The 1,102-nt window shown below is 55.4% G+C and carries 1 protein-coding gene; it reads right to left on the bottom strand.

What is annotated here, in order from left to right; all coding sequences use genetic code 11:
• Nucleotides 1-48: 48 nt before the first annotated feature.
• The gene (gene yut / locus BLO43_RS16075; RefSeq protein ID WP_090908046.1) at nt 49-1,005 is read right to left on the bottom strand and encodes an urea transporter; all 957 of its coding nucleotides are present in this window, start codon (nt 1,003-1,005) and stop codon (nt 49-51) included.
• Nucleotides 1,006-1,102 lie beyond the last annotated feature (97 nt).

Here is a 1,102-nt window from a genome sequence, read left to right as displayed (position 1 = left end):
AATCTTGACATGAGGGGAGGGGCCGATAGCCACTTAAATCGTCTTCTTCTATGCGTCGGCCTCCGCCCAGTATTTTGATTTTCCCGCGGCAAACAGGAACATCCACATCACCAGCACAAACGGGAAGGTAAGCGTAGGCAGGCCTATGGGCGCAAGGAAGTTTGCAAGCCCCGCCTGGCAAATCACGGTAAGAAAGCCCGCCAGAACCGCCAGCGCTGCGCTTTTTCCATCCGGTTTCAGAAAAACCCACCCCACGGCCATCATGGTCAGGACCGGATTGAATGAATACAGCCCCATCTCGATCATGCCCTGGTTCGCACCCAGCAGAATCGGAAACGCCACGCCGATAATCGTGCCCCCCACCGCCATCAATGCACCCCGCAAGGAGACGATGGCGATGCCGGTTAAGAACAGAATGCCGACTATGACGCTGTCCGCAAACATCACCTCGGCAACTCCTTTGGTGAGAGCGGTAAACCACATCTCAGCCGGAATCGCCATCGCATCCGTTACCGCGGCAGGGGTGCCGGGAGGCGGCAAAACAGAGCCACGCGAAAAACTGTCGAACGCATACACGGCAACCAGGAACATCCAGGAGGTCAGCACAAAGGGGGACGTCGAGGCCGGAATCTTGTAGGGCCCGAGTATCCTCATCAAGGCCGCCAGTACGATACTTGACAGGGCCGAAGCAAGGACCACATACAGCCACAGCTGCGGAGAATTCTCCAGGAACAGAAAAAGGCAAGGACCGACCAGTGTGCCATTGAACCCGTACAGCCCCGCATCGATATCATCTTCGGAAAAACCGAGGAGATAAGCGGTAACGGTGCTGCTTATCACCCCAACCGTGGCCGCGGCGCCCGCGGTTACCCCGCCGATGAAAAGCGCCACCAGGAAAATGAGTCCCGTCACTGCATTGCAGCAGAAAAATACCTGGCCCACGCCCCTCAGAATCACGCGCAACGGGCGGGGCATTGCCTTATCTATCGTTAATGACCATTCCATTTTAATTCCCTCCTGTGTTTCTTTATGATAACGAGCTATTTTTAGTAATGTGGCTACCCAGAAAGTAGGTCATCCCGGTAATTCGACTGAAAACCTG

Origin of the sequence: Nitrosospira sp. Nsp13 (assembly GCF_900101945.1) — a bacterium.
Classification (GTDB): domain Bacteria; phylum Pseudomonadota; class Gammaproteobacteria; order Burkholderiales; family Nitrosomonadaceae; genus Nitrosospira; species Nitrosospira multiformis_D.
Note: the sequence above shows the minus strand (reverse complement) of the source record. Positions and strands in the feature narration are given on the sequence as shown.